The sequence below is a fragment of the Salicibibacter kimchii genome, assembly GCF_003336365.1.
Taxonomy (GTDB): domain Bacteria; phylum Bacillota; class Bacilli; order Bacillales; family Marinococcaceae; genus Salicibibacter; species Salicibibacter kimchii.
Map to the genome: position 1 here is coordinate 2619354 of NZ_CP031092.1, position 26231 is coordinate 2645584.

A 26231-nucleotide genomic window follows, 5' to 3' on the forward strand; every position below is an offset into this window, starting at 1 on the left:
AGGTAGTCATGACGATTTCAGCTGATACAAAAGAAACATCTCTGTTCATTGATGGAAATTGGAAGCCCGCTGCGTCCGGGGAAACATTTGCGGTCATTGATCCGGCGACGGGAGAAGTAACGGCGGAAGTGGCTAATGCCGGAGAAAAAGATGTGGACATCGCGGTGGCAAGCGCACTGGAAGCGTTTCATGACGGGCGTTGGACTTCGATCCCACCCCTTGAACGGGGGCGGATTTTGCGCCAAGTTGCGGACTTGATCCGCAAAAACAATATGGAGCTCGCGCAACTGATGACCCGTGAAAACGGCATGCCGATGAACATGGCCATGTTCGTGGAAATCCCGATGGCGGCGGACGCGTTTGATTTTTACGCCTCGCTTGTGGTGCAACCGAAGGGAGAGACACTTCCGTTTTCGTTAAGTGGCGCTCCGCCACATCACATGACGTGGACGATGAAAGAGCCGATCGGGGTCGCCGGTTTGATCACGCCCTGGAATTTTCCGTTGCTCATGCCGACGTGGAAAGTCGCGCCCGCGCTCTCGGCAGGGTGCACAGCGGTGCTGAAACCGGCGCCGGAAACGCCTTTAACCGCTTTGAAATTGGCAGAGTTATGTAAGGAAGCGGGTGTCCCGGACGGTGTTCTTCACGTGTTAACGGGAAAAGATGAGCTGGGTAAAGCGCTCGTGAGCCATCCGGACGTACCAAAAATCTCGTTTACGGGCGAGACGGCCACCGGACGCCAAATCATGGCGAGCGCGGCTCCGTATATTAAACGGGTCTCCCTGGAACTCGGCGGCAAATCGCCGAATATTATTTTCGACGATGCCGATCTCGAAGACGCGGCGAAAAGCGCGCTGTTTGGTATTTTTTACAATTCAGGACAAGTTTGCCAGGCTGGCAGCCGCATCTTGGTCCAACGTTCCGTCTACGATCAATTTACGGAAGCGCTCGTTAAGCAAGCGAAAAAATTAAAAGTCGGTCCGGGAAGCAACATGGGCAATGACCTCGGGCCAGTGATCAGCAAAGAGCAGTACGATAAAATCAGCGATTACATTCAGATCGGCCAAGAAGAAGGCGCGACGTTGTTGGCCGGGGGAGGGACTCCCGAAGATGCGGGCGACGGTTATTTTATTGAACCGACGGTATTCGGTGACGTATCACCAACGATGCGCATTGCCCAAGAAGAAATCTTCGGCCCGCTGGCGAGCGTCATCCCGTTCGATGATGATGACGAAGCCGTCCGCATCGCCAACGACACGATCTACGGCTTGGCAGCTGCGGTGTGGACACGCGATATTAAACGAGGACTGCGTATGGCGCAACGGGTAAAAAGCGGAACGTTATGGATCAACACCTATCAAGTGCTCACCCCGACCGCCCCGTTCGGCGGCTTCAAACAAAGCGGCATCGGCCGTGATTTGGGGACTGAATCACTGAATGCTTATCTCGAAACGAAATCGGTGTTTGCGGATCTAAACGATCGGCCGATGACGTTGTTTTAGAGAGGAGGAGAGCCGGACGGGGGTCCGGCTCTTCTATGGGGAAAATGACAGAATATCGTGCGAAAGTACCAGATTACGAGGAAAAAGTGCCAGATTAATGCCCGAAAGTGCCAGAATAAGCTCGGAAAGTGCCAGATTATGATGTGAAAGTGCCAGATTATGATGTGAAAGTGCCGGAATACGATGCCCATGCGACACGATTATGTGTGAAATTGATATGAGTGGTATAATATCTCCAAAAAGGATGATTGCCATCATGAAAATCACACCACTGGGTATTTGGGGCGCCTATCCGCCGGCAAATGGAGCGACATCCGCGTTCCTAATAGAAGAAGAAGGTTTTCGTTGCCTTGTTGATTGCGGGAGCGGTGTGTTGTCTAATTTACAAACCCATATCTCGCTCCATGAACTCGACGCACTCGTGATCACCCATTACCACCCCGATCATATCGCGGATGTAGGCGTTTTGCAGCACGGGGTGATGATTGAAACGTTGTTGAACAAGCGTAGCCGACCGTTGCAAGTCTACGCCCATGCCAACGACGAAGATCATTTTTCTAAGCTACAGGACAAATACATGAACGCTACTGCTGTTTCCCCGCGGCAAACAGAGACAATTGGTCCGTGGCACGTCGACTTTTGTGAGACGGATCACCCTGTTTATTGTCTGGCGTTAAAATTCACTAATAAACATAACGCGTCGGTCACGTTTACTGCGGATACGGCCTGGACACCTGAGCTCCTGCCCTTTATTAAAGGAAGCGAGTTACTGATTAGCGAAGCAAGCACCTATCATCACATGATCGACCAAATTCCGGGCCATTTGAGCGGTCGGCAGGCGGGGCAATTGGCGGCTGAAACGGATGTGGAACGTTTGCTGCTCACCCATCTACCGAATTATGGAAACCCGAATGATCTCGTGGCGGAAGCCGAAGACGTATTTTCAGGCGAGGTGGCGCTTGCAGATCCTGCTCAGTCTTATTTTGTAGAAAAGGGATAACTTGCCGCGATAAGGGTGGTGCCGCATATGGATTATAAGGTGGAAGAATGTACGAACATTGAAGATATTCCGATGCGATTGCTTTTGGACGCGGATCCCGAGGAAAAAATGATTGAGGCTTACATTCATCGCGGCCGTAGTTTCTTGATGTATCATGAAGGGGAAGTCATTGGCGTCTACGTGCTTTTGGCAACGCGGCCGAACACGGTGGAGATTATGAACATTGCACTGACGAAAGCGATGCAAGGGAAAGGGCTCGGCGAACAACTTTTGCGCCACGCCCTCGAAACTTCCCGGAAACTGGGCTATCGGATCGTTGAAATCGGCACGGGGAGCACGGGCATGAGCCAACTCTATCTCTACCAGAAATGCGGATTTCGAATGGTCGGTGTGGAAGTGGATTATTTTCTACGAAATTACAGCATGCCTCTTTATGAAAATGGCTTGCGCATTCGCGATATGGTAAGACTGTCGCAGGCGTTATAGATCGTGGATCGAAGCGAAATGCCAGAATAATAGGTGAAAGTGACAGAATACGCCCGAAAAGTGACAGATTATGCGTAGAAAGTGACAGAATAAACACGGAAAATGCCAGAATACGCTGCCCCGCCCCCGCAGTCTATGAAAATACGACGCCCATGTTTAATATGGACAGAAAACGGGTATTGAATACCATGCACTGTGTTGCAATCTATTTTGTAAGCGCATTCTAAAACTATTAAGGAGGGCGCAATATGCACTACGCAAAACCGGGATCAACCAACTCTATCGTCCAGTTTGAACGTCGCTATGACAATTTTATCGGTGGGGAGTGGGTAGCTCCTGCGGACGGGGAATATTTTGAGAATGTGAGCCCCGTCGACGGTCAAGTGTTTACGGAAATTGCCCGATCAAAAGAGACGGATGTGGACAGGGCATTGGATGCCGCCCATGAAGCGAAAGAAGCGTGGGGGGCGACGTCCGTTGCGGATCGTGCCAGAATTTTAAACAAAATTGCTGATCGCATGGAAGAAAATCTGGAAAAACTTGCGGTTGCGGAAACGTGGGATAACGGCAAGCCGGTGCGTGAGGCACTGGCGGCCGACATTCCCAACGCCATTGATCATTTTCGGTATTTTGCCAGTGCGATTCGTGCCCAGGAAGGCGGAATCTCACAAATTGATGACGATACGGTCGCCTATCATTTTCACGAACCGCTCGGGGTGACCGGACAAATCATCCCATGGAACTTTCCGCTCCTCATGATGTCCTGGAAAGTGGCACCCGCACTCGCGGCCGGAAACTGCACGATTTTGAAGCCGGCGGAACAGACCCCGGCGTCGATCAATATCTGGCTTGATCTCGTGCACGACTTGCTTCCGCCGGGCGTCCTCAACGTCGTTCAAGGCTTTGGCCTGGAGGCCGGAAAGCCGCTCGCCCAAAGCGATAAAGTTGATAAAGTCGCCTTCACCGGTGAGACAACAACCGGTCGGATGATTATGCAATACGCGTCCGAGAACATTATCCCGGTGACCCTTGAGCTTGGCGGAAAGTCGCCGAACATCTTTTTCGCCGATGTCATGGACAAAGACGACGGCTATCTCGAAAAAGCGGTCGAAGGATTCGTCATGTTTGCCCTCAATAACGGGGAGGTCTGCACTTGCCCATCGCGTGCCCTTATCGATGAATCCATTTATGATGAATTCATGGAACGGGCATTGAAAAAGGTAAAAGAAATCAAAGGCGGTGACCCCCTTGATACGAATACGATGATCGGGGCGCAAGCGTCCGAAGAACAACTGGAAAAAATCCTTTCCTATTTTGATATTGCCAAGCAAGAAGGCGCGGAAGTGATTACCGGCGGTAATCGTAAAAAATATGAAGGCGATCAAGCCGAAGGGTATTACGTCGAGCCGACCATTTTCAAAGGACACAATAAGATGCGCGTTTTCCAGGAAGAAATTTTCGGCCCCGTCGTCTCCGTTACGACGTTCAACGGTTACGATGAAGCGCTAGAAATTGCAAACGATACGCTCTACGGCCTCGGCGCAGGGGTCTGGTCGCGCAACACGAATACGGCTTATCGGGCCGGCCGCGCCATTCAATCCGGACGTGTGTGGACGAATTGCTTCCACGTCTATCCGGCGCACGCGGCTTTCGGCGGTTACAAAAAATCCGGCATCGGGCGCGAGAATCATTTAATGATGCTCGATCATTATCAACAAACGAAGAATCTGCTCGTAAGCTATAGCGAGGAACCGCAAGGATTGTTTTAAAAAAGGAGGCATACGTATGGTGGAAAAAGTCCGAGCCACCGATGAAACGATTGCCCTCATTCAGAAACTGGAAAAGAAACACGGCCCGCTGATTTTTCATCAATCGGGCGGCTGCTGTGACGGCAGTTCCCCGATGTGTTTTCCGAAAGATGAATTTAGGGTCGGTAAAAGTGACCGTTACCTCGGCGAGATCGGGGGCACGCCGTTTTACATTGCGAAAGATCAATATGAGTATTGGAAGCACACCCAGCTCATTATCGATGTTGTCAAAGGCCGCGGCGGCATGTTTTCCGTCGAGGGGCCGGAAGGCGTGCGTTTTCTGCTCCGATCCCGTGTGTTTACCGAAAAAGAACGAGAAGAATTGCAACTGTCAGTGAATTAGACGTTTTGCCCGCCCGGGAGCAGGCTCCCGGGTATTTTCCACTATCCAAAAGTATAAATCTTTGGGATGATAGTATAAGAAAATACTTTGACTTTCGCCATTGTTGGCGAGAAGTCAAGTTTTTCTAACATCTTAGAAAGGACGAACATAAATGCTACCAGAGCTTGGAATTGAGTCGCTACGATTAGATTTGCCATTTCGATTGAACCACGTGAATGTTTTTTATGCCGAAGGCGAGAATGGATGGACGGTCATTGACGCGGGCCTACATAATGAGGAAACGGTGGCGGCTTGGGATCCTATTTTACGGGATAAAAAAGTAGATCGTATTTTTGTGACCCATTATCATCCCGACCATTTCGGATACGTTGGTGCCATGCAAAAACGGACCGGCGCGCGTGTATTTATGACGGAAACCGACGCCGAAGCGGGGAAACATGCCTGGACGAGCGCATTTTTGGATGAGATGCGCGCGTATTACGATCGCGCGGGCATTCCTGATCATCAGGCTGATGAGATGCGTGGGAATACGGCAGAATTCGTGCCGCGCGTGGAACCTTTGCCGAAGATTGATCATTATTTTCAAGAAGGAGAAAAAGTACAAATAGGGAAATACGAATATGAAGTGTTGTTTACGCCCGGGCACTCCGACGGCCTCATTGTTTTTTTTAATCGCGAAAAAAGCGTTTTGCTCTCGACCGATCATTTACTGCCGAAAATTACACCGAACATTTCCTATTGGTTTCATGGGGATAAAAATCCGTTGAAATCGTATCTGCAATCATTAAAAAAGATAGAAAAGCTGGATGCTGAATATGTCATTCCTTCCCACGGCAAACCATTTACCGGCGCCAATGCCAGGGCGAAAGAAATTCGTGATCATCATAGCGAGCGCCTTGAAACATTGCTTGGCCATTTGGGCGAGCCGTCTACGGTTTATGACCTCTGTCAACATTTGTTCCCGAAAGTGTTGACGGTGCATGAAACGAGGTTTGCCATCGGGGAAACACTCGCGCACTTGGAATACCTTCGTTATGAAGGGGACTGCAAGCGGGAAGATAATGATGGGGTTTGGTATTATTCCGTCGCATTTTGAGGTCTGATGTATAGAAGAGGGGAGATGTAAAATGTTAGGCATTGAAGAAGCAAGAAAAGAACTGCTGACTGGCGTGGAAAACTTGAGTGATGAACAATTGAACCGTGAAGTGGAGGAAGGGCGCTGGACGATCGCACAGGTTCTGGAGCATCTTCATTTAATAGAACGGGGATTAGCAGCCCCCATTATTCAGAAAGAACTGGCGAATGAAGATAGCCAACCGGCGCGAAAAAAGAAACCGATTGAACTGACGGTGGATCGTTCCGTTCAGAAGGTAGAAGCGACCGGCCCATTCGTGCCATCGAATGAATTTATGCCACTAGAGGAAATAAAAAAAAGACTCAGCCAATCGCGAGCAACATTGCAAGAGGCTTTGCACGCAGTCGAAGATGAGTCGATCTTATCGCAAAAGTCGGCCAAGCACCCGGCCTTCGGAACGATGGATTTGGAACAATGGATCGAATTCATCGGATTACATGAACGACGCCATTTGCAGCAAATTGAAGAGTTGAAAGCGAAGCTTTAGACACGGCGGGAGCACAAAGTGCCAGATTCCGCGCGCCGGCAATAGAAAAATTCCCTTGACCCGGCGCGTGTTTCATGTCATATTATAAAAACAGACTATTTTTTGAAAGGAATGAAAATTTGAACACAACACCTCGCACGTTCCCCGCTAAAATCCGCCAACTGGAAGCGTTGGAATCCCGTCTTCCTACCGCGCACAAGATTTTCCCGACCATCGTTACTGAGGCTAAACGCGCCCGAGCCGGGTGGCGCGGCGAAATATCAATGGATTATTATTACCGACAGCTCGATTTGCCACGACAGCATTATTTTGTTCATCAATTGCGCCTGCCCCGCAACATGGATTTTTTTCAAATGGACACGTTACTTCTCACCAAGTATTTCTTCCTCATTCTTGAAATTAAAAATCTCGCAGGAACGCTCACATTCGATCATGAGCATCAACAGCTACTTCGCACGCATGGCGACCAGCAGGAAGTGTTTGCCGATCCGGTTCTGCAGGCCGAGCAACAGGCTGCATTGCTCAAGACATGGCTACAGGCGCATTTCGGATCGAGCCCGCCGATTTACGCGTACGCCGTCATGACGAACAATAACAGTATTTTAAAGAACGCTACCCCTCACGCCCTGCATCATCAGATCATCCGCCCTCCCGCTTTGCGCCCTATTTTACAAGATCTTTTTGTGAAAGAAAGATGTCATGCGTTAGAGCACGAGGTAAATGTCTACGTAAAAGCATTAAGAAAAGCCCATCGTCCCGCAAGATACTGCGCGATGGAAAAATATGAATTAAGTCGTGTCGATTTGAAAAACGGCGTATTCTGCCCAGGGTGTTCCGGCGTCATGAAATGGCGGCACGGCAAATGGATGTGCCCACGATGCGGAACGCTAAGCCGCGATGCTCATCACAAGGCGTTGCATGATTACGCCCTGCTCATATCTCCCTATATATCGACCGGAGAATGCCAAGCCTATCTTCAACTCCCGGAAATTAATACTGCCCAACGCATTTTGAAAAAACTGAACCTCACGCATAGCGGCGGGACGAAAGCAAGAAAATATCACTTGCGTGACGACCTCATCAAGGCAAAGTGACAGAATATCGCCGGAAAGTGCCAGAAAATCATCAAAAAGTGCCAGATTATGTTGTGAAAGTGCCAGATTCCGAGCGAAAAGTGCCAGATTAAGCTTCCAAAGTGCCAGATTCCGCCACGAAACCTAGCAGACGATAATATTCCATTGTTTCCGAGCGTCCATCGCGTTGCCGGATTCTAGCTGCTTTGGGGTGCTTACCTGCGAAAAAAAGGCTGCCCCGCCGGACAGCCTCCCTATTTTTCTTCCTCCACAACGATCTCCAGTTTTCGGTAGCGATACGCATCTCGTTTGATGACGCGGAATTTCATCGTTCCTATTTTCCATTTTTCACCTTCTTGGATGTTCGGATTCATGGAAAATAACCAACCGCCGATCGTATCAAAGTCGTCTTTCTCCAGTTTCTCGGGAAGATACGGGTTGATATCGTCGATGAGCACAATCCCGTCGACGAGGAAATGGCCGTCAGCGATCTCTTCAATTTCGCGCATTTCCCCTTCATCGAATTCGTCGCGGATGTCCCCGACGATTTCTTCGAGAATGTCTTCAATCGTCACCAAACCGGCGGTTCCGCCGTATTCGTCAATTAAAATACTTATGTGAGCGCCTTCGGTTTGCATTTTTTTCAATAACCGTTTGATCGGGGTTTGATCGGATACGGTAAGGACGGGACGCGCGATTTCATCGATGTTTATTTGCTCTCTTTCCAAATTCGTCAACAAAAATTCTTTCGTATTGATGAAGCCGATGACATCATCTTTGTTTTCGCCAACCATCGGATAACGTGTGAAACGTTTATCCTTAATTTTTTTCATCGCCGCTTCCAATGGTTCGTCCCTATAAAGACAAACCATGTCGGTACGCGGAACCATGACTTCATTGGCTTTTCGTTCATCGAAAGCGAAAATGTTATTGACGTATCCGAACTCGGCTTGATTGATTTCGCCGTGCCGCAAACTTTCCGTGAGCAGTGCCTGCAATTCTTCTTCCGTGTGGGCTTCATCCAGATGCTTCGCCGGTGTCAGGCCAAACAATCGTACGAATGCGTTGCCCACCCCGTTAAGCACAACGATGGCCGGATAAGTAATGAAATAAAAAAAACGAAGCAAGCGCGCGGTCTTCAAACTTATCGTCTCCGAGTGTTGCATCGCGGCCGTTTTCGGTGCCAGCAATCCGATCACGATGTATAAAAAAGTGACAAGGACAAAGGCGACGATAAAAGATACAAGGCTGCCCGCTTCCGTCGGAATATTTAAAGAAGTGAGCAGCGACGCCAGAATCGATTCAGTCACGGGTGCGCTTAGCCAACCCAAACCGAGCGTCGTCATCGCGATTCCGAGTTGGGCAGCCGAACGATACCCTTCGGGATGTGCGGTCATCTTTTTCAGGAGTGCAGCTTTTCTGTGGCCTTCTGTAACGAGTGCTTCGATATGGCTGTTTCGCATTCGTGAGATGGACTGTTCCGCAGCCACAAAAAAAGCTGTTGCAGCGAGTAAAAAAACAAACAAGGCGACACTAATACCAATATTCAACGGTACATTCTCCCCTACATCGCGAGTGTTACGAAGATTATATCATGAATAAAGAGAAGAAGGGAGACAATGTGCTCGAATGCGTCAACAAAAAAAGTAGCTTGTCGCCGCTATTCAAGCTCCAAATGTTCCTGCAGTGTATTCGATACTCGCGCCTTATCCAGTTCATCGACGACATAATAGTACACACCGTGCAAACGTTTATGTTCGCCGCTTAGGGTGAGCTGCTGCAGATCTTGCATCGTGGATTCATAACTTTGCATGTCGACCATCTCTTGAAACGCCATGTTCGTCTGTACATTTTCGCCAATTGCATCAAGGATGGATCCGATGCTCGTAACGGATGATATATTAGCCCCTTCACTTAGAATGCCTTCGATCACTTGGCGTTGGCGGTCATTCCTTCCCGAGTCCCCGAGCGGGTCGTCTTGGCGCATGCGTACGAATGCCAGGGCTTCTTTTCCACTTAGTTCCAATTCCCCTTTTTCAAACGACTCACCGCCATATTCGAATTCGAGGTCATTGTTAACGGTTATGCCGCCGACGGCGTCGACCATTTCTTCAAACCCATCCATATTGACCGTCACGATATAATCGATGGGCACATCCAAAAAATGCTCCACCGTGTCCATTGCCATCTTTTCTCCGCCGTAATAATAAGCATGGTTGATTTTATCATTCCAGCCTCTGCCGACGAGTTCTGTATTTGTATCACGGGGGATGCTGAGCATTTTGATGGATTGTTCGCCGGGGTTCACGGTGGCAACGATGATTGTGTCTGTTCTTCCATAATCTACCTCTTCTGCATCCAAACCGAGCAATAAAAAAGAAACAGGATCGTTATTATCAAAATTAATCTGTTCGGAGCGGATGCTCGAACCTTCCCGGTCAATCGGCGCATGCATATCTTTAGCCGTCGATGAAAAAGAAACATAAAGATAAAGCGCGAAGCCGCCTACAACCAAAATAAGAGCGGAAACAACAATCGTGATGATGATCAGCGCTTTTTTCATAATGAAACTCCCCGATCCATAATAGGCATTCTTTCTGCCCAATGATATGCCTGTCCCCGGCGATGTATGCCCGTATTTGATTGAAAAGTTCGTCATTATGGGAAGAGAGGACAAGGGAAGAGAATTTGCGCCAAAAAAGGAAGGTATGTGTAAGATAAAGGAAGGTCGGCGAGCTATGATACACTAGTGAGGGTGAGTAGTGTAAGATAAGCCAGAAACTTTGTGAAATGGGTTGCGATATGGAAAATTCTTTTCATGATCAATGGGGTGTCGCTAAGGGTCATGTTGGTTTAGAAAGGACTTCTATAAAGCAGTATAACCTAATCCCGGCAGTTTATATTGCAAAAAAAGGGGCGATTATTACTTTATAGCAATTTCCAATGCTTGGAACGTCGATAGACTTCCCAAAAAAAGGAACCCATCATCGGGTTCCCTAATCTGCGAGGTTTAAGCGATTTTCCACTTTATTGCACACTTGCTCGGCGTTTAACCCTTGCGCTTCAATGATCGAAGCTTGCGACACCGTATCGCTCATCCCCATGACATTGCTGTCCATCCCTGTGGTGACGCAGCAGTCGCAATCCATGGCGTCTTGTTCTTGCTGAAGAGCGACGACATCATGCCCCTTCTCTTCCAGTGCTGCCTGTACATCCGATAGTGAGGCTTCGACTCCGATTCTGGCCATAATTTCCACACCCCCTTACCGGCTCAGTGTTCCCCCGGTTCTGTTTATTTATGCTTTTGTTATAATAAAGGGGAATGGGGGAGGTGTGGCTGTTGATAATAAACAATGAAGAGAAAAAATCCAATATACAGATCACTTACGAATTCGCTATGATTATCATGGCTTCATTGTCTGTGGCCACCCTTTGGTTCAGCACAGGGGTAGACAACTACATCATTTGGGTGACGTGGGGATCTTTTTCGTAGACCTTGTTGTGCGGCTGATGAAAAGTGAGAACAGGCTCGCTTTTGTGAAGGCCAATCCGTTTATTGTGATCGCGGCGATCCCATTGGACGCGATTTTTCAGCTTGCGCGTTTTGCACGACTGTTTCATCTGTTGCGACTCAAAACGATCATCAAATATTATACGATGCCGTGGGTGCACGCTTTAAAAAATCGGAAGCTCTATGTTGTTTTTGCAGGCGTTTTATTGTGTGTTTTTATCATGATCATTCCGCTTTATCTCATCGAGTCTGCGCTAAACAGCTACGGCGAGGCCGTGGCGAGTAGTCTTATCGCTGTGATCGTTTTCTATAGTTCAAGCTTTGATCCGACGACCGTCCTCGGGCATGTGATTAACGTGATGCTCACGGTCATTGGTGTCATTCTTCATGGCATTGTGATCAGGACCGCCTTTGATCTCATCGTTCGCTCCTCGTGGGTTCTAAAGATGCGACGCAAAATAAAAAGGGAAGGGGAGAAAGCGTCTTCTTGACCCGTGTCTCCCTCCGAACACTCACGTCACATGATAATGCCACACGCCAACCTTTTTTTCTTTTCCGATCCGTTCTTTTGCTTCCAAATAATCTAAATGCCCGAGAATCTCAGACATCACCAGCGAGAATTGACTGTCGTACCTTTTTTCATAATAGCTTTTCGCGATGGCAGCGGCCGTCGTTAATCCTTCGGGGATGAGTTTCGCGAGTTTATCCGCTTTTTCTTCGATTTCCCGTAATCGCATATCCACCAAATTGGATGTGCGTTGAATGACTTCGCCGTGACCAGAATAAACCGTCGACGGTTGCAAGGAATCCGCTGCTTTCATCGAATCCATATGTTGCAACAGAGGGCGCTGCCTTCGTCCTTTAAAATCGGGCTCGGCCAGTGCGTTGCTGGAGATATGTTGAATGAGCAAATCGCCGCCGAACAGCGAGCCTGTTTCTTTGTGGAAAAATGAAACTTGGTCCGGCGCATGTCCGGGGACTTCAGTGATCTCCAGATCGATTTGCGCTTGTTCTAAGGACTGAATGTCCGTCTGCATCGCCTTCTTTTCATTTTTTTGCAGAGCATTTTTTAAATAACGCACTTGGTTCTCGCCTGCTTCGCCGCAATCGGCCTCCCTGTATAATGTTTCAAAGAATTCCACCCTGCGCTCCATGAAATCCCGTTCTCTTTTTAAACGAGGAATGGAATAGGGATGGGCATAGACAGAAATCGGGTGCTCGCTTACGACTCGATCGACGAGACCGACGTGGTCGACATGATGATGGGTTAACAAAATTTGTGATATGTCCTGCAGCGAAAATCCATTTGTTTTCAATGTTTCCAATAAGGCATTCCAACATTCTTCATTGTTCAACCCTGCATCGATCAAGGTAAGGGTTTTCCCGGACTGATATAAGTAGAAATTAATGCTTTTCAGATTATTGTTTACCGGAACGATAATGGGATAGACGGTATGGTTTTTCTTCTCTATTTTCAAGATGGAACACAACTTTCATAGATGGTTTATCTGTATCATATCACAAAAAATTAGACGGGAAACGCTTAATGTTTGACAACACTCCTCGTTTATTAAATGTATGACTAGGGAAACGACATACTATGTATATTTAAAAATAGGAGTGAAGAAAAATGGATACTATGGAAAACATGCTTTCGCCACTTTGGCAAGCCGTGCCCAATATCATAACGGCACTTTTGTTATTGTTACTGGCATGGGTGATCGCTAAAATTGTAAAGAAAATCATTACATCAGTGATCCGGAAAATAAAGATGCCGAATTTCATAGAAAAAGATGATGAAAATAATGGAAGCAGGAGCGAGAGAAATGAAAACAAAGACAGTCGAGAACAGCTTGCCCAATCGGCTGGTTCTATCGCGTATTATTTAGTTTTCATCTTGTTTGTGCCAAGCATTTTGGATGCGTTGAATATGACATCCGTCGCGCAACCGATCTCAAATATGATGGAGTCGTTGCTTACGTTTTTACCAAATCTATTATTGGCCGCGATTATTTTAGTCGTTGGTATTTTAATTGCTCGTTTGATCCGTAATCTTGTCCAGAGTGCACTGGACACCGTAAATTTTGATCGTTTTTTTGATCGACTGCGAACCAATAACGAAGAAAGGCCGGACGCTGCGAAACTTTCCACGACATTGGCTAATATTGTCATGGTGATCGTTTTAATTCCAATCATCACCATCGCCCTGGAAGCCTTAAATATAGAAACGATTTCAGAACCGATTGTTGTTGTACTGAGCACGATATTGAACATTATTCCAAGCTTGTTTGTCGCGATTATTCTTGTGGTTGCCGGTTATTATATCGCCACCTTTACCGCCCGTTTGTTAACCGGTTTACTAAATCGCACGAATATTAATCGCGTGTACGAAGCGATTGGCTTTGGACCGAAAGAGGATCAGAAATTTGACCTTCCGGATGTACTCGGTAAAATTGTTCAAGTGTTGATCATTCTGTTCTTCACGGTTCAAGCATTGGAAGTCATTGATTTAAACGTGCTTAATCAAATCGGTAATGCCATTATCGTATATCTGCCGTTGCTCATCAGTGCATTGTTGATCATCGGGCTCGGACTTATCGCCGGGAATTTCTTGGAGAAAGCCATTGCTCGCTATACACGTAGCTCGTTCTCGGCGCTGATCGTAAAATATACCGTCATTCTCTTTGCCGTATTTATGACGTTGGATCAACTCGGTTTTGCGAGTTCGATTGTGAACATTGCCTTCCTCTTGATCCTCGGCGGATTGGCTGTCGCATTCGCCATTTCCTTCGGTATCGGGGGCCGCGACTTCGCGACGAGACAATTGGACAAGTTTGAAAGCCGTTTGAAGAAAAAAGATCATGACCAAGAATTGTAGATTAATGGGCAGGAGGCGCATTCTGGCTGAAATGTCAGGATGCGTCTTTTAAATCGTCGAAGCTGATCCTGGGAAGCAGCACAAAAAAAGTGCTCCAACCGCTTTTGTTGGTGGTGGGAAAGCCTAGTGCAGAACGGCTGAAATGATTACAGCGCTTACGTATCTGCATGAAGCTGGCGATGATCGAGTGCCTTTCAACATCCGGGGTATGAACTCATCGTTTTAATTGGATCGAAGGCCGAAAACAGAACGTTAGAAGCTTCTAAGCAATCTAAAATCGGGTCGAAGACCGAAAATAGAACGTTAGACGCCTTCATACGTTCTAAAATCGACGCACCGCTACTGTTTTCATAAACAGGGCGTGTTTCCTCTCCCCGCTCCACTGCTCGCTCGGGGTTGGCAGGCCCCTCGTTTTCCAGTGCGTCTAATGCAAAGGCATAGGAAGGCTCGTGAAAGACAATTCCTATGTGCCCCGGGGATCCTTCTGATAAATAGTCTTGAACAGCTATATTGGACACTTGCGCTTCAGGACCGTTCAAATATCCGTTTGTATAAGGGAGGATTACAGCATCTTCGGTGGTGACAATGTTTGTGTAAGCGACGCCTCCGGGTGTCTCATCTTCTGCATTTAGCTCATTAAGAAAATCAGAACCGGCAAGCTGTTGATGGCAGGCGTCACATGCAAGGAGGGTGCTTCCGATTCCCGTGATATTGCTAAACTCAAGGATCCCTTCCGTGCCATGATGCGGGGACGCGAAAGCAATCAAGTTGTCCACTGTTTCATCTCCATCAAGAGCATCCACATAGTATCTCGGCATCATTCCGCCTTGGCTGTGCCCGATGATGTCAACTTCATCGGCACCCGTTAGTTCCAACACATTGTTGATAAACGTTTGTAATTTTTGTGCCGAATCCTCGATCGGCCCTGTGGAAGGGCCGGAAAAAGTAAACCCGTAATTAAAGGCATACACACAGTATTCGCGCTCCGAAAGTTCAGGTGAGAGGGCAAGGAAGTTGTACGAACTCCGAGCAAATGTGCCTGGCACTAGAATGACAGGATTCTCTCCGTCCTCCAGCCGGCATTCAGGGTCATTGGCTCCGGGAGGAGGAATGCCTTGAGCGTTCAAGAATTCTGCTTCATCCTCTGCCTCCGAGTCATCTTCTGCCTTAACATCGGTCTCTGCTAAGAAAGGTGTTAATACAAAGAGGGTTATCAAATTCAAACAGGTGAATAAAAATGTTAAGCGCATATGCAGCAATCCTCCTTTCGCCATGATTGATGTAGCGGGCGGAGCCGGTTGCAGGTGTTGGGCCCGGAAACGCCTCACAAAAACAGAACCGCCCGTAGGAAAAACCTGAGGGCGGTTCTGTTTTTGGCCTTCACGCATCATAACCGCGCGTTACGAGCGAAAGCTCTCCGGTTTCCGGGTCAATGACCAGGCCATGAACCGGGATAGCGCCCGGCATGAGAGGATGTTCCCTTAGAATGCTCACACTGTTTGCTACTGCTTCTTCCACCGTTTCAAAACCTGCCAACCACTCTGCCACATCTATACCATCATCGGTAACGGTTTGAATTTCTTCCTTCGAAATCCCTCTTGTTTTCATTTGTTCCATCACGAAGGAAGGATCGAGTTGTTGCATCCCGCAATCTTTATGCCCGATGATTAGCACTTCCTCCGCCTGTAAGACATGAACCGCGATAAGTAGGCTACGAACGCCGCTACCATAAGGGCTTGTAATCAAACCGCCGGCATTTTTGATCATTTTTACATCTCCGTTTTTGATGTTCATGGCTGCCGGCAATAATTCGATTAAACGCGTATCCATACACGTCAAAATCACAGATTTTTGGTTTGGCAGTTTGCTGGTTTTATAGCCTTCATATTGATTTGAACCGATAAATTCTCTGTTGTGGGCAAGAATGTTGTCTAAATACATGGTTGCTCCAGCTCCTTTTCTGCTGTGTATTTTATCAAAAAATGCGAAGAATGTGTTAAGATTTACGTATATCTTACATAAAGGAGCGATGGAAAAGATGCCAACGGTTCATGTAGATGGAAAACATTCGTTTGAAGTGGAAGAAGGAAAAAAACTAGTACTCGCTTTGGAGGACAATGGCATTGACATTTTGCACCGTTGTGGCGGGAATGCAAAGTGTACGACGTGCCGGTGTGAGGTGCTGGAAGGAGAATTAGGCCCGAAAGGGGAAGCTGAAGAAGCGATTCTTAGCGATAAGGACATCACTGATCCGAAGATCCGGCTTTCTTGCCAAAACCGCGTGTATTCCGATCTTACGGTAAAGCCTGTGAAAACAACAACGACTACGAACTTGGACCCGGGCAAGCGACCAGTTGATTAAAAAAAGAGAGCCACTGCGGCTCTCCGTTTTTCACTAGTCTCCGAATGCTTTTTCAATTTCGGGCAATAAATCATCCCAACTGGCATCTTCGGTTTTATTTACAGTAACGAAATCATTGATGCCGAAAATATTGTCGACACCTTCGATTACGAGCAATTTTTTCGCGACCGGGTGGTCCGTTTCCTCTCCTTTTTTCAGGGAAGTGCTTTGTTCGAAAATTGTTTGGTCAGCAGTAAACTTCATCGCATTCGGGTTTGGTGTTGGTTCGGCTTGTACATTCATTATGGATTGTCCCTCCTTATTTTATCCTGAACCCATCATAACATTATTGTAAGAGAAAATTAAACGAAGCATACATCGGACGCTTTGTCCAAAGAAAAGAAGAACGGTTGAACGTGATGAAAACATATAATTTTTTAAAAGAACCCTCGGAAAAACTTGATTCAATGTTATTTAAAACGGATTTAGTGACTATTCGCCTAATGCTCCAAAAAGCGCTGTCCGATCACTTAGGAATCAAAGAGAACCCCTATGACGAATAATTTAGGGTATTTTCCCCTTTATCAATTACAATATCACAAGGAGCGACACTGCATTGCACACACTTACAAACATTAGCCACTGGGCCGGCAAATACTTTGCCCCCCTTGTCATCGCGGCCGCGGTTTTTGCTTATTTTTTCACGGAATTAGCCGTCCTTTCCAATGCGATAAATATTCTTCTCGGTATCGTCATGTTCGGGATGGGTTTAACGTTAAAGGCGACAGATTTTTCCATGATTTTCAAAAAACCTGCCCATGTCATCATTGGTGTCCTTATGCAATTTACGATGATGCCACTGCTCGCATTGTTGCTCGTCTGGTTATTTGGTTTTCCGCCCGAATTAGCCGTCGGGTTTATCCTCTTAGGATCGGTGCCTGGAGGGACGTCCTCCAATGTGATGGTTTATTTGGCGAAAGGGGACTTGCCTTTATCGGTGACGATGACGACGTTATCCACGTTGCTCGCACCAGTGGCCACCCCGTTAATCATGTATATCGTTGCCAACAACTGGCTCCCAGTTGACCCGTTTGATCTTTTTCTTTCAATTACACAGATTGTCCTTATCCCGATTATTCTCGGTATTATCGTTAATTCCTTCTTTAGCAGAGGGGTTCAAAAAGTCACACCGGCGTTGCCGCTAGTCTCGGTTACCGCGATCATCCTTATCGTTATGGGGGTTGTGGCAGCAAATGCGGAACAAATCCTTGAAGTGGGACTCCTAGTGTTTGCCGCGGCAGTGCTTCATAACACAGGTGGTTACCTGCTTGGTTATATGATCGCGAAACTGTTAAACGTCGACCCCGCGCAGTGCCGAGCCGTTTCCATCGAGGTCGGCATGCAAAACTCCGGCCTTGCTTCCGGCCTTGGAGCTGCCCATTTCAGCCCTTTAGCCGCATTGCCGGGCGCGGTTTTCAGCGTCGTGCATAATATTTCAGGGCCGCTTTTAGCAAATTATTGGAGCCGAAGGCCTTTGAAAAAAATAAGCGTTCGTAGTGAGACGGGGGTGAAACGTGATGCCTCACAACGAAACGATTAAAACGGTCAAAAATGAGTGACCGCACGTGTCGGGGAAACGGGAGCGTTACGAATAAGGAGGCATAAAAATGACCGTAGCAGATACTGAAAAACTGGAAGCTTTATTTTCCGATATCGTGCAATGGAGACGCCATTTGCACACCTATCCGGAGCTTTCTTTTCACGAAGTCGAGACACCGGCGTTTATCGCCGAGAAATTGGAAACGTTAGGACTGGAAGTGAAACGAAACGTCGGCGGCCGCGGCGTGGTTGCTTACCTCCGCGGAGAAAAACCGGGGCCGACGATCGCCCTTCGTGCTGATTTTGATGCCCTGCCGATTGAAGAAGAAAACGATATATCCTATAAATCGCAAACCCCCGGTGTGATGCATGCGTGCGGCCATGATGGACATACGGCGGCGTTGCTCGGCGTGGCGAGCGTATTAGCAGGAAAAAAGAACGACATTAACGGGGCGATGGTATTTCTTTTCCAGCACGCAGAAGAAAAACCACCGGGTGGGGCGCAGGAAATGATTAAAGACGGCTGTCTCGAAGGCGTGGACGTTGTGTATGGAGCCCATGTCGCCTCCGATATTCCTCTCGGACAAGTCAACGTAACGAGCGGCCCGATCATGGCAGCGGTAGATGCATTCACCATTCACGTTCAGGGCAAAGGCGGTCACGGCGCACGTCCGCATGATACGAAGGATGCGGTGGTCGCGGGGACGCAGCTTGTCACCGAATTGCAGCAAATCGTCGCCCGGAGAGTAGACCCGATGGATACAGCGGTCGTCACCGTCGGTATTTTTCAAGCGGGAACGGCGTTTAACGTGATCGCGGATTCTGCGCATATTGAAGGCACAGTGCGGACCTTCAACCAAGAAACACGCGAGCAAATCGAGGAGGAAATCCGTTCGATCGTAAAGGGTGTGGAAACATCGACACATGTAAACTGTACGGTGGATTATTTGAATGGGTACCCAACACTCGTGAATCATACGCGGGAGACAGCATTACTTGGTGAGGTTGCGGCCGATGTGCTCGGCGATGAAGCACCGATTTCCAGACCGGCCCATCTCGGCGGCGAAGACTTCGCTTTTTACCTGCAAGAACGGCCGGGCGCGTTTTTCCATGTCGGGGCAATGACAAATGACGAGCAGACTCAGTTCCCCCACCATCATCCGCGCTTTAATTTTGACGAAGAAGCATTGTTGAATATCGGAAAATTGTTTTTGGGGATTGTGGAGAGGTACAACGGCGGCGGGAATTAGTGCTGCGTATCACGTATTGAACATTTAATTTAGGGGTTGAGGACAAAACGCTCGCGTATCATGCAATTTTGTCTTCGGCAGGAAGGGCTTTTGGTGTCAACAGACACTAAGGTTCCCTTTCGCCATCCCTACGTTATTTTTCTTTTGGCTAGTCATGCTTAGATCTTTAATACCCATATGGAAATCAATTAAAATAAATATATAGGATGAGAGATAGATGCCTAAGTATCATAAACTCGTTCGGGATAAGATCCCTGAAATGATAGAGAATCAGGGAAGAAAGGTTACGACAAGGATTTTGGACGAGAAAGCGTATCATAGGGAGCTGCGCGCCAAACTGCAGGAAGAAGTAAATGAGTATCTGCATGCAGATTCGTCCGTTCAATCGATTGAAGAGTTAGCGGATGTGCTTGAGGTCATTCATCATCTTGCAGAAGGCCATGATGCTTCATTTGATGATGTCGAGAAGGTTCGTAAAGAAAAGGAGGAAACACGAGGAGGTTTTCAAGAACGGATATTGCTAGAAGAGGTGTATGATGACTGATATACGATTGTTAACGCGCCATCTCGGTCCGACGCTGATTAAGAAAATGGAAGAAAGCACGTCTATTTGTATTCTTACTTCTTTTGTCATGGACTCTGGTGTGCGATATCTCGCGCCTGCTTTAATAGATGCTGCGGATCGTGGCGCTGAAATTAAGATTTGCACCGGGGATTATTTGTTTGTTACTCAGCCCCATGCACTTGAACGGTTGTTAGATCTTCATCCGAACATTGAGCTCCGCCTTTGGCAGAGTAACGGGAACTCCTTTCACCCAAAGGCATACTTATTTAAACAAAAAGATAAAAAATATACATATATAGGTTCATCGAACCTGTCCCATTCTGCATTAAATCATGGAGTCGAGTGGAATGTGGAAGTCGCTGATCGTTCGTCATTCTATGAAGATGCGCTTGATCAGTTTACGAAAACCTTTTACGCTTCGGAAACGATAGCGCTAAACAATGAGTCGCTTCAATTATATAAAGAACGGTATGAACGACATCACGCCAATCAGCCGGACACGATTCGGCAGTTCACCCAAGGGGAAGAAGCCGATTTAATGCTTCCGGAAGATGAAATGACTGATGAACCCGACATCATACACGAAGCGCCGGCAACGTATGAAGTGGATATAAAACCGCGCTTTGCCCAGATTGAAGCATTGGCTGAACTTGAAAAGACGATCGAGGAAGAGTATTCCAAAGCCCTTGTCGTTATGGCAACCGGACTTGGCAAAACGTATCTCGCTGCTTTTTTTGCGAAGCGATTTAAAAGAATTTTATTCATTGCTCATTTGGAAGAAATCCTTCACCAAGCGGCTCGTTCTTTTCAAAAAGTTGTCCCTGCGTATTCGACCGGGATCTATAATGGCAAGCGAAAAGAAAGTGATGCAGACGTTTGTTTTGCATCGATTTTCACATTGAGCATGGATCAACATTTAACCGCTTTTGATCCCGATGCCTTTGATTTGATCATTGTCGATGAGTTCCATCATGCGGCGGCTAAAACATATTCAAAGGTGCTTGAGTACTTCAATCCTTCTTTTTTACTCGGGATTACGGCAACGCCCGATCGCAATGACAACAAGGATGTTTATGCGCTATGTGACGGTAATGTTGCCTTTCGCTTCGACTTCCTGCAGGCGATTGACCGCGGCTGGCTTTCGCCGTTTCGCTACTTCGGCGTTTACGATGATACCGACTACAGCCAACTCACATGGCTCGGCAATCGGTATGCAGAAGATGAACTGCTGGCAGTCCAGCTTCGAGATTCAATGGCAGAAAGAATCTATGATGCATGGAAAAAAAGAAAACAGACAAAAACAGTTGCTTTTTGTTCTTCGATCCGGCAGGCAAATTTCCTCTCTGCATATTTTCAAGAAAAAGGAATCACAGCCATTAGTTTAACCTCTAGTTCCGAAATGAGCAGAGCGCAGGCAATTGCAGCTTTTACATCCGGAAAGATTGAAATCATCTTTACCGTCAATCTTTTCAATGAAGGCGTGGACATTCCGGCTATCGACACCCTCCTTTTCGTACGGCCGACAGAATCCTTGACCGTTTTCACTCAGCAACTTGGACGTGGTTTGAGATTGAGCGAGGGTAAAGAGCACTGCGTCGTGATTGATTTAATCGGAAATTATCGCAATGCAGATGTGAAATTAAGTGTCCTCGGCTCAGAAAGCGGTCGAAAAGGTCCGCGTGATATTCAACCGGAAGTTCCAAGCGGGTGTGAGATTGAACTAGACGTCAAGGTCGTATCACTAATCAGTGAGCTAAAACGTAAAAAACAGCCACGCAAGGAAAGGCTGACGAATGACTACATAGCGGTGAAACAAGAACTTGGCAGGCGACCGACTTACCTTGAGCTCCATCTTCAAGGCAAATCTTCATCCGTTGAGTATCGCCAGGAATACCGTTCTTATTTTCATTTCCTTTCGGTTGCTGAGGAGCTGACAGATCGAGAACAGGCGATTGTGAAACGATACGATGCCTGGATTGCAGAAGTGGAGAAAACCGGCATGGCGAGAAGTTATAAGATGGTTCTGTTGAAAACAATGTTGGATCGAGGCAAAGACGAATGGATAAAGCCAATCACACGTGAAGAAAGCGCAGTCGGGTTTAGCCGCTATTACTTGGAAAAGGAACACCGCTTCAGGGAATTTGCGAAAGATAAAACAAGCCACCAACACTGGATCCATGATCTAACCAAAACCGCCAAAAAAATTGAAGAAATGCCCATGACCAAATGGAGCGGAAGCGGAGGGGATTTGCTAAAACTCGAAGCAGGCACATTCAGCCTGAACTTCGACGTCCCGCCGGAAGACCGAAAAGCGTTATACGAAATAACAAAAGAAATCTGCGAATATCGATTGCACTGGTATTTTGAGCGGAAAGGGTAAGGTTAAAAGGTGTCTCGTTCGTGTATGGGACGTTAAACTTGTCTGATCAAGGATTATAGAGTGTTATTGGAAATAAAGTTTTTCACTTTTTACGTTTGTTTAAGTAAGCAAAAAGCTTTCGTAAGTTTTGATCAGATGACTATTTGATCAATTGATAAGACCCAGAAAGTCCTTATGAACATCTATGATTTTTGATATTATGGCCGTAATAAGAAAAAAGGAGCATATTATGTCCAATTACAATGTAAATAATAGCACAGTCAATGCTTTACTCGGATGGATTGAAGAAGATATTGTTGCGATACCCGAAATCCAAAGACCGTTTGTATGGAAACCATCGAAGGTTCGTGAGTTATTGGATTCTCTATATAAAGATTATCCTATTGGTTATATCATCACATGGCAAAATCCTGATGCCAGATTGAAGGATGGTACGGTATCGCAGGGAAAAAGAATTCTAATTGATGGCCAACAACGTGTCGCAGCACTTATGGCAGCTATTTCCGGCAAGGAAGTACTCAATTATAAGTATCAAAAAAGGCGTATTAAAATAGCATTTCATCCTTTTGAAGAAAGATTTGAGGTGCAAAACTCTGCAATATTGAAAGACAAGACATGGATCCCTGATATCGCGGAAGTATTCAATAACGAATTTAGCCAATTTAACTTCATCAATACATATTGTCAGGAAAATCCTGAAATGAGTCATGATAAACTCAATGGAATACTTCAACGGTTATTGAATATTAAACATAGCACACTTGGAATTATTGAGTTAAATCATACGCTAGATATCGAAACCGTTACAGAAATATTCATTAGAATAAACTCAAGTGGTGTGAATTTAAGCCAAGCTGATTTTGCAATGTCAAAAATCTCTGTTAATGATGTGTACGACGGACCAATAATTCGAAAAACCATCGATTATTTTTCGCATATAATCAAGAGTCCGGCTGTTTTCGACAATATAAAAAATAATGATAGCGAATTCACTACTTCCGACCATTTTAATAAAATTAAGTGGGTCAAAGATTATAATACAAATATTTACGAACCCAGTTATTCTGATGTACTGCGTGTTGTATTCACATTTAAATTTTTGCGGGGGAGACTGTCAAACCTAGTTAGTTTATTATCCGGCCGTGATTTTGAAACAAGAGAATACAAAGAGGAAATCATTGAAGATTCTTTCGAGGAAATGGATGATGGGGTTTTAAAATTTGTGGATGAGACAAACTTTAAACGATTTATTATCATTTTAAAATCTGCTGGAATCATAGATGCCAAATTAATCAGATCTAAAAACAGCCTTAACTTTGCATATGCGTTATTTTTGCTTTTAAGGGAACGTGGGTTTAATTCGTCTGATATCAATCATGCTGTACGTAAATGGCTCGTAATTTCAATATTGATTGAGCGGTACTCAAGTTCACCTGAATCAATGTTTGATTACGATATCAAAAGATTCGCCAATGCTAACAACCCGATTGATTATATCACTTCAATCGAGAATGGTGAATTGTCAGACGCCTATTGGGAAAACACTTTTATGGACAGCCTGGAGACATCTGTTGCAAGCAGTCCGTATTTCAACCTTTATCTTATGGCACAGATTTACGATAATGACTATGCATTTTTATCAAAATCGATACGAGTTCAACAATTAATTGAAGAACGTGGCGATGTCCATCATGTGTTTCCAAAAAAGTATTTGCAGAATAACAGGTATAATCATCATCGGCATTATAACCAAATCGCAAATTATGTTTACACAGAACAGGCAGTTAATTTAGCTATTAGTGCTCAGGCACCGGAAAAGTACATGGAAGTCTTAAAACAACAAATTACTAATAATGAGTTTGCGATAGGTGAAATTGATAATGAAAAACTGCTAAAAGATAATATGAAAATGAATTGCGTTCCTGCATCCATATTTTCTATGACTGCCAGTAACTATGATGAGTTTTTAATAGAGAGAAGACGAATGATGATGGAAAAAATACGGAGGTTTTATAAGAGTTTATAAAAAATAAAAGAGGTGCCCTATGCTCAATCAAAGTGATTACTTATCGTTGGATGCTACGGATATGGCGAAAATGATCAAAAAAGGTGATGTCATCCAGACTGAACTTGTCGATGCTAGCATACACCGTAAAGAGAAAGTGAATCCGGCGTTGAATGCAGTCATTTACGACCGAAGTGAGCGTGCGAAAGAGCAGCAGTATCCGCGGGGTTCTTTTTCTGGTGTCCCCATTCTTTTAAAAAATATCTCCCAAACAATCACAGGGGAGCCCATGACAGCCGGAGCCAAGCTTATGAAAGACAACATTGCTAAGCAGGATAGCTATTTGGTACAAAGGTTGCGCGAGCAAGGGTTTGTTTTCACAGGTTATACGAATACGCCGGAGTTTGGGTTGAAAAATATTACGGAGCCGCAATTGTATGGCCCTACGCGTAATCCTTGGAACGTTAACCATTCCCCGGGCGGTTCAAGTGGCGGATCAGCGGTTGCCGTGGCTTCCGGAATTGTACCGGTGGCAGGTGCGAGCGATGGTGGTGGATCGATTCGAATTCCTGCTTCATTTACCGGGGTATTCGGATTGAAGCCGACGAGAGGGCGCATGCCTGTCGGGCCGGGAGCGGGACGGCAATGGCAAGGCGCGGCCATTGATTTCGTGCTTTCGAGGACTGTTCGTGACAGTGCTGCGCTCCTTGATAGCCTGCAAGTCCTGCAACCGGAAGCCGCTTTTCACTGGCCTTTATATGAAGGTATTTATACCGAGGATATGTACAAACCTTTTTCGAAGCCGCTGCGGATTGCTTTTTCAAACCGTTCTCCGGTAGGGACCGAGGTTTCAGAAGATGCGAAAGAAGCGCTCCAAAAAGTATTAACGTATCTGGAAAAAGAAGGGCATGAAATCGAAGAAGTTGATAACGGGGTTGACGGTGTGGCGTTAATGGAACAGTATTACCTCATGAACAGCGGTGAGATGTCTGCGCTTAGGGTGAGTATCGAAGAATCGCTCGGACGCTCGCTTACACCTGATGATATTGAAATCGAGACGTGGGTGCTCAGTGAAGCGGGACAAGCGGTGAGCGCGGCAACGTTTACGCACAGCCTGGCAGCCTGGGATACTGCCACGGCGAAAATGGCCGAGCTCCACGAGACGTATGACCTTTATTTAACACCGGCAACCGCATATACAGCTCCCAAAATTGGAGAACTCACCCATACGGAAGATGAGTGCCGACAATTAATTAATGCCATCGACCAACGTAAACACGATCCGCTCCCGGTGCTCTATGATATGTTTTTGCCAAGTCTTAAGTATTCACCGTTTTCTCAGCTGGCGAATTTAACCGGCCAACCGGCAGCATCCATGCCCGTTCACATCGCCCAAAACGGATTGCCCATCGGCGTGCAGGCGATGGCGTCGAAAGGGAATGAAGACCTTATTCTGCAGTTAGCCCACCAATTGGAGGAAGCCGGGATTTGGGAAAGTAGCGTATACTTCGATGATTAAGCTGCACTAGTTGGTTTGTATCAGAATTTCTGTATCTCAAGGTGGCTGGTGCAAAGGCAGCGTCGGATTTTTAGCCGGATTCATCCCATGGAGGCCCAAAAATCAAGTTTAGTTGTTGACTCTCAAGGAAAGGGGTAGTCGGACACTTTCCTTATGTATATCTGAACAAGTGTCCGAACTGATCTCTAGTTCGGACATTGTCTTTGTATAGCTTCAAAAGTTGTCTGCCTCGACTTTGTGGGAGGGATATTATCCCTCGATGATTGAGGGGCGTGTTAATTGTTACTTTCTCTTTTCAAAGGATCGGTATGTAGTATAATGGCAATGTAGCCAACACTGTATAGGGATT

Annotated in this window: 25 protein-coding genes; 18 read left to right on the plus strand and 7 right to left on the minus strand. The window is 46.4% G+C overall.

All coding sequences use genetic code 11. The annotated features are described in order from the left end of the window. Window positions 1-8 precede the first annotated feature (8 nt). The 8 genes from DT065_RS13335 (at window position 9) to DT065_RS13370 (ending at window position 7855) form a co-directional block, all read left to right on the plus strand. Complete coding sequence (locus DT065_RS13335) at window positions 9-1502, plus strand: aldehyde dehydrogenase family protein (RefSeq protein WP_114374212.1); 1494 nt, start codon at window positions 9-11, stop codon at window positions 1500-1502. Window positions 1503-1758: 256 nt separating this feature from the next. Beyond that, window positions 1759-2502, plus strand: a complete 744-nt coding sequence (locus tag DT065_RS13340; protein ID WP_114374214.1) for an MBL fold metallo-hydrolase — start codon at window positions 1759-1761, stop codon at window positions 2500-2502. A gap of 27 nt (window positions 2503-2529) precedes the next feature. After that, window positions 2530-2988 carry a GNAT family N-acetyltransferase gene (locus DT065_RS13345; RefSeq protein ID WP_114374216.1) on the plus strand — a complete coding sequence of 153 codons (459 nt, stop codon included), beginning with the start codon at window positions 2530-2532 and terminating at the stop codon, window positions 2986-2988. 248 nt (window positions 2989-3236) lie between these two features. Beyond that, on the plus strand, window positions 3237-4757 hold the full coding sequence (gene exaC / locus DT065_RS13350) for an acetaldehyde dehydrogenase ExaC (RefSeq protein ID WP_114374218.1): 1521 nt from the start codon (window positions 3237-3239) through the stop codon (window positions 4755-4757). Window positions 4758-4773: 16 nt separating this feature from the next. Next, a complete protein-coding gene (locus DT065_RS13355) occupies window positions 4774-5139 on the plus strand; it encodes a DUF779 domain-containing protein (RefSeq protein ID WP_114374220.1) in 366 nt (121 codons plus the stop codon). A gap of 151 nt (window positions 5140-5290) precedes the next feature. Then, window positions 5291-6235, plus strand: a complete 945-nt coding sequence (locus tag DT065_RS13360; RefSeq protein ID WP_114374221.1) for an MBL fold metallo-hydrolase — start codon at window positions 5291-5293, stop codon at window positions 6233-6235. A 31-nt stretch (window positions 6236-6266) separates the two neighbouring features. Further along, the gene (locus tag DT065_RS13365; RefSeq protein ID WP_114374223.1) at window positions 6267-6761 is read left to right on the plus strand and encodes a DinB family protein; all 495 of its coding nucleotides are present in this window, start codon (window positions 6267-6269) and stop codon (window positions 6759-6761) included. Window positions 6762-6880: 119 nt separating this feature from the next. Next, window positions 6881-7855: a nuclease-related domain-containing protein gene (locus DT065_RS13370; RefSeq protein WP_160112556.1), complete on the plus strand. Its 975-nt coding sequence runs from the start codon at window positions 6881-6883 to the stop codon at window positions 7853-7855. Window positions 7856-8088: 233 nt separating this feature from the next. Here the strand turns inward: DT065_RS13370 and DT065_RS13375 are convergent, their stop codons facing one another. From DT065_RS13375 to DT065_RS13385, 3 genes are all read right to left on the minus strand, one after another. Continuing rightward, a complete protein-coding gene (locus DT065_RS13375; protein ID WP_114374227.1) occupies window positions 8089-9384 on the minus strand; it encodes a hemolysin family protein in 1296 nt (431 codons plus the stop codon). Window positions 9385-9494: 110 nt separating this feature from the next. Beyond that, window positions 9495-10397 carry an LCP family glycopolymer transferase gene (locus DT065_RS13380; protein ID WP_114374229.1) on the minus strand — a complete coding sequence of 301 codons (903 nt, stop codon included), beginning with the start codon at window positions 10395-10397 and terminating at the stop codon, window positions 9495-9497. A 433-nt stretch (window positions 10398-10830) separates the two neighbouring features. Next, window positions 10831-11082 carry a YkuS family protein gene (locus DT065_RS13385; protein ID WP_114374230.1) on the minus strand — a complete coding sequence of 84 codons (252 nt, stop codon included), beginning with the start codon at window positions 11080-11082 and terminating at the stop codon, window positions 10831-10833. Window positions 11083-11174: 92 nt separating this feature from the next. Here DT065_RS13385 and DT065_RS19375 point away from each other — a divergent pair, with 92 nt between their 5' ends. Both DT065_RS19375 and DT065_RS13390 read left to right on the plus strand, forming a co-directional pair. Continuing rightward, window positions 11175-11327: a hypothetical protein gene (locus DT065_RS19375; protein ID WP_227002607.1), complete on the plus strand. Its 153-nt coding sequence runs from the start codon at window positions 11175-11177 to the stop codon at window positions 11325-11327. Between the two features lie 17 nt (window positions 11328-11344). Continuing rightward, window positions 11345-11836: a hypothetical protein gene (locus tag DT065_RS13390; protein ID WP_227002608.1), complete on the plus strand. Its 492-nt coding sequence runs from the start codon at window positions 11345-11347 to the stop codon at window positions 11834-11836. Window positions 11837-11857: 21 nt separating this feature from the next. Here DT065_RS13390 and DT065_RS13395 read toward each other — a convergent pair whose 3' ends face one another. Continuing rightward, window positions 11858-12823, minus strand: coding sequence for an MBL fold metallo-hydrolase (locus DT065_RS13395; RefSeq protein WP_114374232.1), 966 nt, complete (start codon window positions 12821-12823; stop codon window positions 11858-11860). A gap of 152 nt (window positions 12824-12975) precedes the next feature. Between DT065_RS13395 and DT065_RS13400 the strand changes: the two genes are divergently transcribed. Beyond that, window positions 12976-14223 (plus strand): mechanosensitive ion channel, encoded by a 1248-nt coding sequence (locus tag DT065_RS13400; protein WP_114374234.1) that lies wholly within the window; start codon window positions 12976-12978, stop codon window positions 14221-14223. A gap of 194 nt (window positions 14224-14417) precedes the next feature. Here DT065_RS13400 and DT065_RS13405 read toward each other — a convergent pair whose 3' ends face one another. Together DT065_RS13405 and DT065_RS13410 are read right to left on the minus strand one after the other, a co-directional pair. Then, window positions 14418-15473: an esterase/lipase family protein gene (locus tag DT065_RS13405; RefSeq protein WP_160112557.1), complete on the minus strand. Its 1056-nt coding sequence runs from the start codon at window positions 15471-15473 to the stop codon at window positions 14418-14420. Between the two features lie 130 nt (window positions 15474-15603). Continuing rightward, window positions 15604-16164: a beta-class carbonic anhydrase gene (locus DT065_RS13410; RefSeq protein WP_114374238.1), complete on the minus strand. Its 561-nt coding sequence runs from the start codon at window positions 16162-16164 to the stop codon at window positions 15604-15606. A gap of 97 nt (window positions 16165-16261) precedes the next feature. Here DT065_RS13410 and DT065_RS13415 point away from each other — a divergent pair, with 97 nt between their 5' ends. Beyond that, the gene (locus DT065_RS13415) at window positions 16262-16585 is read left to right on the plus strand and encodes a 2Fe-2S iron-sulfur cluster-binding protein (protein ID WP_114376308.1); all 324 of its coding nucleotides are present in this window, start codon (window positions 16262-16264) and stop codon (window positions 16583-16585) included. A 33-nt stretch (window positions 16586-16618) separates the two neighbouring features. On the opposite strand, the gene DT065_RS13420 is transcribed toward DT065_RS13415, so the two are convergent. Then, window positions 16619-16867, minus strand: a complete 249-nt coding sequence (locus DT065_RS13420; protein WP_114374240.1) for a NifU N-terminal domain-containing protein — start codon at window positions 16865-16867, stop codon at window positions 16619-16621. Window positions 16868-17180: 313 nt separating this feature from the next. Between DT065_RS13420 and DT065_RS13425 the strand changes: the two genes are divergently transcribed. The 6 genes from DT065_RS13425 (at window position 17181) to DT065_RS13450 (ending at window position 25882) form a co-directional block, all read left to right on the plus strand. Further along, window positions 17181-18164, plus strand: coding sequence for a bile acid:sodium symporter family protein (locus DT065_RS13425; RefSeq protein ID WP_114374242.1), 984 nt, complete (start codon window positions 17181-17183; stop codon window positions 18162-18164). A gap of 67 nt (window positions 18165-18231) precedes the next feature. Further along, window positions 18232-19413 (plus strand): M20 metallopeptidase family protein, encoded by a 1182-nt coding sequence (locus DT065_RS13430; protein WP_114374244.1) that lies wholly within the window; start codon window positions 18232-18234, stop codon window positions 19411-19413. A 217-nt stretch (window positions 19414-19630) separates the two neighbouring features. Continuing rightward, entirely contained in the window at window positions 19631-19957 is a 327-nt protein-coding gene (locus DT065_RS13435) for a nucleoside triphosphate pyrophosphohydrolase (RefSeq protein WP_114374246.1), read from the plus strand. Next, window positions 19950-22358 carry a DEAD/DEAH box helicase family protein gene (locus DT065_RS13440; RefSeq protein ID WP_114376310.1) on the plus strand — a complete coding sequence of 803 codons (2409 nt, stop codon included), beginning with the start codon at window positions 19950-19952 and terminating at the stop codon, window positions 22356-22358. Before DT065_RS13435 ends, DT065_RS13440 begins: the two co-directional genes overlap by 8 nt. A 229-nt stretch (window positions 22359-22587) precedes the next feature. After that, window positions 22588-24384: a GmrSD restriction endonuclease domain-containing protein gene (locus DT065_RS13445; RefSeq protein ID WP_114374248.1), complete on the plus strand. Its 1797-nt coding sequence runs from the start codon at window positions 22588-22590 to the stop codon at window positions 24382-24384. Window positions 24385-24403: 19 nt separating this feature from the next. After that, entirely contained in the window at window positions 24404-25882 is a 1479-nt protein-coding gene (locus DT065_RS13450) for an amidase (protein WP_114374250.1), read from the plus strand. Window positions 25883-26231: the final 349 nt, after the last annotated feature.

What these genes read in the sequence shown, in the direction of transcription:
- DT065_RS13435 (WP_114374246.1), top strand. Translation starts at nt 19,631, where the DNA reads ATGCCTAAGTATCATAAACTCGTTCGGGATAAGATCCCTGAAATGATA.
- DT065_RS13405 (WP_160112557.1), bottom strand. Translation starts at nt 15,473, where the DNA reads ATGCGCTTAACATTTTTATTCACCTGTTTGAATTTGATAACCCTCTTT.
- DT065_RS13340 (WP_114374214.1), top strand. Translation starts at nt 1,759, where the DNA reads ATGAAAATCACACCACTGGGTATTTGGGGCGCCTATCCGCCGGCAAAT.
- DT065_RS13380 (WP_114374229.1), bottom strand. Translation starts at nt 10,397, where the DNA reads ATGAAAAAAGCGCTGATCATCATCACGATTGTTGTTTCCGCTCTTATT.
- DT065_RS13355 (WP_114374220.1), top strand. Translation starts at nt 4,774, where the DNA reads ATGGTGGAAAAAGTCCGAGCCACCGATGAAACGATTGCCCTCATTCAG.
- DT065_RS13365 (WP_114374223.1), top strand. Translation starts at nt 6,267, where the DNA reads ATGTTAGGCATTGAAGAAGCAAGAAAAGAACTGCTGACTGGCGTGGAA.
- DT065_RS13430 (WP_114374244.1), top strand. Translation starts at nt 18,232, where the DNA reads ATGACCGTAGCAGATACTGAAAAACTGGAAGCTTTATTTTCCGATATC.
- exaC (WP_114374218.1), top strand. Translation starts at nt 3,237, where the DNA reads ATGCACTACGCAAAACCGGGATCAACCAACTCTATCGTCCAGTTTGAA.
- DT065_RS13410 (WP_114374238.1), bottom strand. Translation starts at nt 16,164, where the DNA reads ATGTATTTAGACAACATTCTTGCCCACAACAGAGAATTTATCGGTTCA.
- DT065_RS13450 (WP_114374250.1), top strand. Translation starts at nt 24,404, where the DNA reads ATGCTCAATCAAAGTGATTACTTATCGTTGGATGCTACGGATATGGCG.
- DT065_RS13445 (WP_114374248.1), top strand. Translation starts at nt 22,588, where the DNA reads ATGTCCAATTACAATGTAAATAATAGCACAGTCAATGCTTTACTCGGA.
- DT065_RS13385 (WP_114374230.1), bottom strand. Translation starts at nt 11,082, where the DNA reads ATGGCCAGAATCGGAGTCGAAGCCTCACTATCGGATGTACAGGCAGCA.
- DT065_RS13335 (WP_114374212.1), top strand. Translation starts at nt 9, where the DNA reads ATGACGATTTCAGCTGATACAAAAGAAACATCTCTGTTCATTGATGGA.
- DT065_RS13390 (WP_227002608.1), top strand. Translation starts at nt 11,345, where the DNA reads ATGAAAAGTGAGAACAGGCTCGCTTTTGTGAAGGCCAATCCGTTTATT.
- DT065_RS13440 (WP_114376310.1), top strand. Translation starts at nt 19,950, where the DNA reads ATGACTGATATACGATTGTTAACGCGCCATCTCGGTCCGACGCTGATT.
- DT065_RS13360 (WP_114374221.1), top strand. Translation starts at nt 5,291, where the DNA reads ATGCTACCAGAGCTTGGAATTGAGTCGCTACGATTAGATTTGCCATTT.
- DT065_RS13345 (WP_114374216.1), top strand. Translation starts at nt 2,530, where the DNA reads ATGGATTATAAGGTGGAAGAATGTACGAACATTGAAGATATTCCGATG.
- DT065_RS13415 (WP_114376308.1), top strand. Translation starts at nt 16,262, where the DNA reads ATGCCAACGGTTCATGTAGATGGAAAACATTCGTTTGAAGTGGAAGAA.
- DT065_RS13420 (WP_114374240.1), bottom strand. Translation starts at nt 16,867, where the DNA reads ATGAATGTACAAGCCGAACCAACACCAAACCCGAATGCGATGAAGTTT.
- DT065_RS13400 (WP_114374234.1), top strand. Translation starts at nt 12,976, where the DNA reads ATGGATACTATGGAAAACATGCTTTCGCCACTTTGGCAAGCCGTGCCC.